This is a genomic window from Streptomyces sp. OfavH-34-F, from assembly GCF_022347745.1.
Classification (GTDB): domain Bacteria; phylum Actinomycetota; class Actinomycetes; order Streptomycetales; family Streptomycetaceae; genus Streptomyces.
Genome location: NZ_JAKRGC010000284.1, coordinates 1 through 8,460, shown reverse-complemented (window position 1 = coordinate 8,460; position 8,460 = coordinate 1). Strand labels below are relative to the sequence as shown.

Here is an 8,460-nt window from a genome sequence, read left to right as displayed (position 1 = left end):
CCGGTCGCGACGAGTTCGGCGCCCGCCTCGAAGGCGGTCAGCAGCACCCGGAGATGGTCCGCCCGCCAGGTGTCGTCGTGGTCGAGGTAGGCGGCGAACTCGCCGCGCCCCCGGCCTCCTGCCCGCCGCCCGGAAGCGACGAAGCCTGCACGACGTCCGGGGTGCCCGGCACGTACACCTGGCCGGACTCCGTGGCGCCCGCGGGCCCGTCGGCCGGGCCGGGCGCGATCTGCGGGTAGCCCTGGGGCGGCAGTTCGCTCGGGTGCAGCGGCAGGTACAGCGTGAAGGTGGAGCCGCGTCCGGGCTCGCTCGCGGCGTGGATCTCGCCGCCCAGCAGCCGGGCGATCTCCCGGCTGATGGAGAGGCCGAGGCCGGTGCCGCCGTACTTGCGGCTGGTCGTGCCGTCCGCCTGCTTGAACGCCTCGAAGATGACCCGCATCTTGCTGGCCGCGATCCCGATGCCGGTGTCCGTCACCGAGAAGGCGATCAGCTCGGCGTCCGCGTCCCGCAGCGAACCCGCCTCCAGCAACTGCTCGCGGATCGCGTCCGGCACCTCCTGGCCCGCGTGCCGGATGACCAGCTCGACGGCCCCGCTGTCGGTGAACTTCACCGCGTTGGACAGGAGGTTGCGCAGCACCTGGAGCAGCCGCTGCTCGTCCGTGTGCAGGGTGGCGGGCAGCTCCGGCGAGACCCGTACGGAGAAGTCCAGCCCCTTCTCCGCGGTGAGCGGCCGGAACGTCGCCTCCACGTAGTCGACCAGCTGCACCAGCGCGATCCGGGTCGGGCTGACGTCCATCTTGCCCGCCTCGACCTTCGACAGGTCGAGGATGTCGTTGATCAGCTGGAGCAGATCGGAACCCGCCCCGTGAATCGTCTCGGCGAACTCCACCTGCTTCGGCGAGAGATTGCCCTCGGCGTTGTCCGCCAGCAACTTCGCCAGGATGAGCAGCGAGTTGAGGGGCGTACGCAGCTCGTGCGACATGTTCGCCAGGAACTCGGACTTGTAGCGCATCGAGACGGCCAGCTGCTCGGCGCGCTCCTCCAGGACCTGGCGCGCCTCCTCGATTTCGGTGTTCTTGACCTCGATGTCGCGGTTCTGCCGGGCCAGCAGCTCGGCCTTCTCCTCCAGTTCGGCGTTGGACGCCTGGAGGGCCTTCTGCCGGTTCTCCAACTCCTGCGAGCGGTCGCGCAGTTGCTCGGTCAGCTCCTGGGACTGTTCGAGCAGCTTCTCCGTCGTCGTGTTGACGCTGATGGTGTTGACGCTCGTGGCGATCATCTCCGCGAGCTGGTTGAGGAAGTCCCGCTGGATGTGCGTGAACGGCTGGAACGAGGCCAGTTCGATCACGCCGAGGACCTTGCCCTCGAACAGCACCGGCAGCACGATCACATGCGCCGGGGGCGCCTCGCCGAGCCCGGAGGAGATCTTGAGATAGCCCGGCGGCACGTTGTCCACCTGGATCGTGCGCTTCTCCTCGGCCGCCGTCCCGATCAGCGTCTCGCCCGGCCGGAAGGACGTCGGCATGGAACCGGCGGAGTAGCCGTAGCTTCCCCGCATGCGCAGCTCGTACGCCCCCTCCCCCTCGCCGGCCAGCGCGTCCGTCTCGCCGACCGGGGTGGCCAGGAAGAACGCGCCGTGCTGCGCCGACACGACGGGCGTCAGCTCGCTCATGATCAGCGAGGCGACGTCGTCGAGATCGCGGCGCCCCTGCATCAGGCCGGAGATCCGGGCGAGATTGCCCTTGAGCCAGTCCTGCTCCTTGTTGGTGGCGGTGGTGTCGCGCAGGTTGGCGATCATCGTGTTGATGTTGTCCTGCAGGGCCTGGATCTCGCCCGCCGCGTCCACATCGATCTTGAGGTTGAGATCGCCGCGCGTCACCGCCGTGGCGACGGCCGCGATGGCCCGCACCTGACGGGTGAGATTTCCGGCCATTTCGTTCACCGACTCGGTGAGGTCGCGCCAGGTGCCGTCCACGTTGCGCACCCGCGCCTGACCGCCGAGCTGGCCCTCGGTGCCCACCTCGCGCGCGACCCGGGTGACCTGCTCCGCGAAGTTCGAGAGCTGGTCGACCATCGTGTTGATGGTGTTCTTCAGCTCCAGGATCTCGCCGCGCGCGTCGATGTCGATCTTCTTGGTGAGGTCGCCCTTGGCGATGGCCGTCGTGACGGCGGCGATCTGGCGCACCTGGCCCGTCAGGTTGGACGCCATCGAGTTCACGGACTCGGTGAGGTCCTTCCACGTACCGGAGACGCCCGGCACGCGTGCCTGGCCGCCCAGCGCGCCCTCGGTCCCCACCTCGCGGGCGACGCGGGTGACCTCGGCCGCGAACGACGACAGGGTCGTCACCATCGTGTTGACGGTGTCGGCCAGCTCGGCGACCTCGCCGCGCGCCTCGACGGTCACCTTCTTCGTCAGGTCGCCGTTGGCCACGGCGGACGAGACGCGGGAGATGTTCCGCACCTGGCTGGTCAGGTTGTTGGCCATCAGGTTGACGTTGTCGCTGAGGTCCTTCCAGATGCCCGTCGCCCCGCGCACCCGCGCCTGACCGCCCAGGATGCCCTCGGTACCCACCTCACGGGCGACGCGCGTCACCTCGGAGGAGAACGACGACAGCTGGTCCACCATCGTGTTGACCGTCGTCACCAGTTCGAGGATCTCGCCCTTGGCGTCGACGGTGATCTTCTTGGAGAGATCGCCGTTGGCGACCGCCGTCGTCACCTCCGCGATGTTGCGCACCTGGAGGGTGAGGTTGTTGGCCATGCCGTTGACGGACTGCGTGAGGTCCTTCCACGTACCCGACACGCCCTGCACCTCGGCCTGGCCGCCGAGGATGCCCTCGGTACCGACCTCGCGGGCCACCCGCGTCACCTGCTCCGCGAAGTTCGAGAGCTGGTCGACCATGGTGTTGAGGGTGTTCTTGAGTTCCAGGATCTCGCCGCGCGCGTCCACGTCGATCTTCTGCGACAGGTCACCGCGCGCGACCGCCGTGGCGACCTGCGCGATGTTGCGGACCTGGGCGGTCAGGTTCTCCGCCATCCCGTTCACCGAGTCCGTCAGGTCACGCCAGACCCCGGCCACGCCGGGCACCCGCGCCTGGCCGCCCAGCCGCCCGTCCGTACCCACCTCGCGGGCCACCCGCGTCACCTGGTCGGCGAACGCGGAGAGCTGGTCGACCATCGTGTTGATGGTGTTCTTGAGCTCCAGGATCTCGCCGCGCGCGTCCACGTCGATCTTCTGCGACAGGTCGCCCCGCGCCACCGCCGTCGTCACCTGGGCGATCTGGCGCACCTGGGAGGTCAGGTTCCCCGCCATGAAGTTGACGGAGTCGGTCAGTTCCTTCCACGTACCGGAGACGCCGTCGACCTGCGCCTGGCCGCCCAGCCGGCCCTCGGTCCCCACGTCCCGCGCCATGCGCGTCACCTGGTCGGCGAAGGAGGAGAGCTGCGCCACCATCGTGTTGACGGTGTTCTTCAGCTCCAGCATCTCGCCCGCGACATCCACCGTGACCTTCTGCGACAGGTCGCCGTTGGCGACCGCCGTCGTCACCTGCGCGATGTCCCGCACCTGGCCGGTCAGGTTACGGAAGGCGGTGTTCACGGAGTCCGTGAGGTCCTTCCAGGTGCCCGCCGCGCCCGGCACCTCGGCCTGCCCGCCGAGCCGGCCCTCGACGCCGACCTCACGGGCCACCCGGGTCACTTCCGAACCGAACGACTGGAGCTGGTCCACCATCGTGTTGACGGTGTTCTTCAGCTCCAGCATCTCGCCGGCCACATCGACGGTGACCTTCTGCGTCATGTCACCGCTGGCCACGGCGGTGGTCACCTGCGCGATGTCCCGCACCTGGATCGTCAGGTTCCGGAAGACCGTGTTCACCGAATCGGTGAGGTCCTTCCAGGTCCCGGCGGCGCCGGGCACCTGGGCCTGGCCGCCGAGCAGCCCCTGCCCGCCGACCTCGCTGGCCACGCGCGTGACCTCGTCCGCGAAGGTGCGCAGCGTCTCGGTCATCTGGTTGATCGTCTCGGCGAGCTGGGCCACCTCGCCGCGCGCGCTCACCTGCACCTTCTGCGACAGGTCGCCGTTGGCGACCGCCGTCGTCACCTCCGCGATGCCGCGCACCTGGGAGGTGAGGTTGCCGGCCATCGTATTGACGGAGTCCGTGAGGTCCTTCCACACCCCGGCCACGCCCGGCACCACGGCCTGACCGCCCAGCTCGCCCTCCGTGCCCACCTCGCGGGCGACGCGGGTCACCTCGGAGGAGAACGAGGACAGCTGGTCGACCATCGTGTTGACGGTGTTCTTCAGCTGGAGCATCTCGCCGGCGACATGGACGGTGACCTTCCGCGACAGATCGCCCTTGGCGACCGCCGTCGTCACCAGCGCGATGTCGCGCACCTGCGCGGTCAGCCGGTACGCCATGGTGTTGACCGAGTCCGTGAGGTCCTTCCAGGACCCGGACATCCCCCGCACCTGCGCCTGGCCGCCGAGCTTGCCCTCGGTGCCCACCTCGACCGCCACCCGCGTCACCTGTTCGGTGAACGCCGACAGCTGGTCCACGAGGTTGTTGACGGTACGGGCGACCTTCAGGAACTCGCCGCGGAGCGGGCGGACCGTCCCATCGGCCGTGTGGGAGCGCAGCTCCATCCGCTGTTCGAGGTCGCCGTCGGCCACCGCCGACAGCACCCGGCCCACCTCGGAGACGGGCCGGGCGAGGTCGTCCACCAGGTCGTTGGACGCGTCGATCGCGGCGGCCCAGGCGCCCTCGCAGGCGCCCGTCTCCAGCCGCTCGGTGAGCTTGCCCTCGCGGCCGACCACGCGGCGCACCCGCGCCAGCTCGCCCGTCAGGTGCAAGTTGCGGTCGGCGACCTCGTTGAACACGGCGGCCAGCTCCGCCATGACCCCTTCGCCGGAGACCGTGACGCGCCTGCGGAAGTTCCCGTCGCGCATGGCGACCAGACCGGCGAGCAGTCTGTGCAGCGCCGCGGCGTCGACCTCGACGGTTCCCTGGCGCTGCTTCCTCACGGACTGACCGCCTCTACTGCGCGCACCTGAACCCCGCGCCGCCACGTCAGACTCCACCGTGTCCCTCCCGCAGGGGTGTGACCATCTCGCTAGGACCTCGTCCCAGAGCTTTCCCAGAACTTCCGGGACTCATCGCCGCAGACCACCGTCGACGGGTGACCATGCGGACGTCAAATCGTTGAAACGTATCAGGCGGGAACCGGTCGGGGTGGAACCTCCCATGGTTGTCCCCCATCCCCTCAAGGGGAAGCCCGTCCTTGTCGCTCCCTCGTCGGTTCCCGCCCGTACCTGTCCGAAGTCGGCCCTCGCGTGCCCGGTGCGCCGGCGGAACGTCTAGCCTGGCAGGCGAATCGAAGCGGCGACAAACGGGCAGAGGACTCGGGGAAGCGACGAGACACCATATGGGGAGTGCTGTGATCACGGCGCGTGCGGCTGCCACCTTCGACCCGGTGGCGCGCTCCGTAGCGACGGCCCGCGCCTTTGTCCGCGACACGCTCCAGGGGTGGGGATACACCGACGTCGTGGACGACGCCGTGGTCCTGACCAGCGAGCTCGTCACCAACGCCGTCGTCCACGCGGGCACCGCGGCGGACGTCCTGTGCCTGCGCACGGAGGACGGCGTACGCGTCGAGATCTCCGACCGCTACCCGGAACGGGAGATCCCGCTCCAGTCGGCCGGGCTCGACCTGGGCAGTCCCGAGCGGGAGAACGGCCGGGGTCTGCTGCTGTGTGCGGCGCTCGCTTCCCGGTGGGGCGTCGACTACTCCCCCACCCGCAAACATGTCTGGTTCCAGCTCGATCTTCCTGACCGCCCGGTGGGCGTCCGCTCGTCCGGCCCGCTGCTGCCGGTGGACATGCTCCCGGTCACGGACGAGCGCGTCCGGGTCGCCGTCGTGCAGATCGACAGCGAGGGCGCGGTCGCCGCCTGGAACGACGACGCCGCCTATCTGTTCGGTTACACGGCGGAGCAGGTCATGGGGAAGCAGCTCGCGGACTTCACCGCCTGGCCGCAGACCCCCGGGACCAGCACCGGCTTCGCGGACGCGCTGCGCCTCTCCCGCTGGGAGGGCAGCTACGGCGTCCGCGGCGCCGACGGCCGTACGATCCCGGTCTACGGTTCCCACCTGCGGGTTCGCGACACCCAGGGCGAGCCGTCGACGGTCTGCCTGCTCGTGCGCGACTACGAGCGCGCCGTGCTCCAGACTCCTGTACGCGCGCCCGCCTCCGATACCGCCGAGAGCCGCAAGACGGACCCCTTCGAGGTCTTCATCGGCTCGCCCGCCCCCGACGACCTGGACGGCCTGCTCCAGCGCACCGTCGAACGGGCCCGCGACATGCTCGACGCGGACGCCGCGTTCCTGCTGCTGGCCACGGACGACGAGACGGAGCTGGAGGTCCGGGCCACGACCGGTCTGCCCTCCGCCCGCCAGCGCTTCGCCCGTGTCCCCGTGGAGGCCGGCACGGGACGGTACGGCTCCGCGCGGATGCCCGCCGTGCATGAGGACCTGGACGCCGTTCCGGGCGCGGTCCCGCTGCTCGGCAACACCGGGATGCGCTCGGTGGTCACGGTCCCGCTGAAGGTCGAGGGCCGGCTGACGGGCTCCCTGGGCGTCGCCGCCGAAGCGGCGGGGCGCTACTCGAACGAGGAGGCGCTGCGCCTGCAGTTCGCGGCGGACCGGATCGCTCTGGCGGTCGAGTCGGCGCGGCTCGGCGAGCTGGAGCGGCTGCGCCGTGGCTCGCTGTCCTTCCTGGTGGAGGCGTCGGACCTGCTGGCGGGCACGCTGGACCGGGATCAGACGCTGGCGCTGATGGCCCAGATGACGGTCCCGACGCTGGCGACGTGGTGCGCGGTCTACACGATCGCCGACCAGTCGTCGGAACCGGAGCTGTCCTACGTGCTGCACGAGGACGAGGAGCGCATCGACGGGCTCAAGGCCCTGCTCACCCGGATCTCGCCGCCCGAGCCGGTGCCCACGCCAGGCGCCAGGGTCTGGAGCGCTCCGTCCCGGGCCGCCCACGAGGCCGCGCTTCGGACCTCGATGCGCACCATCACGATGGGCGGGCCGGACGGCCCGGGGTCGGCGACGCGGACGACGCTGGCGACCGCGGCCGCGGTGGGCGGCGAGACCGTCGTCCTGCCGCTCGTCGCCCGGAACCGGGTGATCGGCATGCTGACGCTCGGCAAGCCGTCCGACGACCACTTCCGCCAGGAGATCCTGGAGCTGGCCGAGGACCTGTCCCGCCGGGCCGCCCTGGCCTTGGACAACGCCCGCCTGTACTCGGAGCGCACGGCGATCAGCCAGTCCCTCCAGCGCAGCCTGCTGCCTCCGGGCCTGCCGGCCGTGCCCAATGTGGAGGTCGATGTCATCTACCGGGCGGCCGGTGAGGGCAACGAGGTCGGCGGCGACTTCTACGACGTCTTCCCGATCCGGGACGGCGCGTACGGCTTCGCCATCGGCGACGTGTGCGGTACGGGGCCGGAGGCGGCGTCCGTCACGGGCCTGGCCCGTCACGCGCTGCGCCTGCTGGCCCGGGAGGGCTTCGGCGGCCCTGCGGTCCTGGAGCGCCTGAACGCGGCGATCCTCGACGAGGGGGCCCGGAGCCGCTTCCTCACCTTGCTGTACGGCGAGCTGTGGCCGCAGGAGGACGGCAGCGCGCTGTTGAAGGTCGTCTGCGCGGGGCATCCGCTGCCGCTGCGGTTGCGCCAGGACGGTTCGGTGGAGGCCGCGGCGGACCCGCAGCCGCTGCTGGGCGTGATGGAGGACCTGGAACTGTACGAGCAGCAGTTCACGCTGGAGCCGGGCGATGTGCTGTTGTGCGTGACGGATGGTGTGACGGAGCGCCGGGAGGGCACGCGCATGCTCGGCGACGACGGCTTGGCGGAGGTGCTTTCGCACTGCACGGGGCTGACGGCGGGTGCGGTGGCCGCCCGTATCCTCCGGGCGGTCGAGCGCTTCGCCGCGGACCCGCCCTCGGACGACATGGCCATCCTGACGATGCGTGTGCCGGAACCCCGCCCGGCCTGATCCGGCCCGGGCGGGAGGCGCGCTCTCTCCCCCGCACATGAAGAAAGGCCCCGCCGATTGGCGGGGCCTTTCTTTTCTTTCGGAGCCCCAATGCGGAATCGAACCGCAGACCTTCTCCTTACCATGGAGACGCTCTACCGACTGAGCTATTGGGGCCTTGCTGCCCTGCGGCAACGAGCTAAAGCATACCCTGATCCGGGGGTTCTGCAAAACCATCTGCGCCGAGCTGTCCCAGGTGGGCCGGCAGGCGGCCGGGGCGGGCCGGGAGGAACGCCGGCCGGCAGAGTCCTGGAAACGCGAAAGAGCCCCGTGCCACAAGGGCACGGGGCTCTTCCAAAAGGAGTTCGGCGGCGTCCTACTCTCCCACAGGGTCCCCCCTGCAGTACCATCGGCGCTGAAAGGCTTAGCTTCCGGGTT

General features: G+C 70.2%; 1 protein-coding gene, 1 tRNA gene, 1 rRNA gene and 1 pseudogene. 1 reads left to right on the top strand and 3 read right to left on the bottom strand.

Annotated elements, in window-relative coordinates; genetic code table 11:
- Positions 1-166: 166 nt before the first annotated feature.
- Positions 167-5,017: pseudogene (locus tag MHW47_RS28335) on the bottom strand (HAMP domain-containing protein); the annotation flags it as partial.
- 401 nt (positions 5,018-5,418) lie between these two features.
- Between MHW47_RS28335 and MHW47_RS28330 the strand changes: the two are divergent.
- Positions 5,419-8,043: a SpoIIE family protein phosphatase gene (locus MHW47_RS28330; RefSeq protein ID WP_239226605.1), complete on the top strand. Its 2,625-nt coding sequence runs from the start codon at positions 5,419-5,421 to the stop codon at positions 8,041-8,043.
- 83 nt (positions 8,044-8,126) lie between these two features.
- Here the strand turns inward: MHW47_RS28330 and MHW47_RS28325 are convergent.
- Positions 8,127-8,199: transfer RNA gene (locus MHW47_RS28325), tRNA-Thr, on the bottom strand.
- A gap of 186 nt (positions 8,200-8,385) precedes the next feature.
- Positions 8,386-8,460 (bottom strand): 5S ribosomal RNA (rrf, locus tag MHW47_RS28320); the annotation flags it as partial.

Excerpts from the sequence above, each read along its gene's own strand:
- MHW47_RS28330 (WP_239226605.1), top strand. The coding sequence starts at position 5,419 with ATGGGGAGTGCTGTGATCACGGCGCGTGCGGCTGCCACCTTCGACCCG.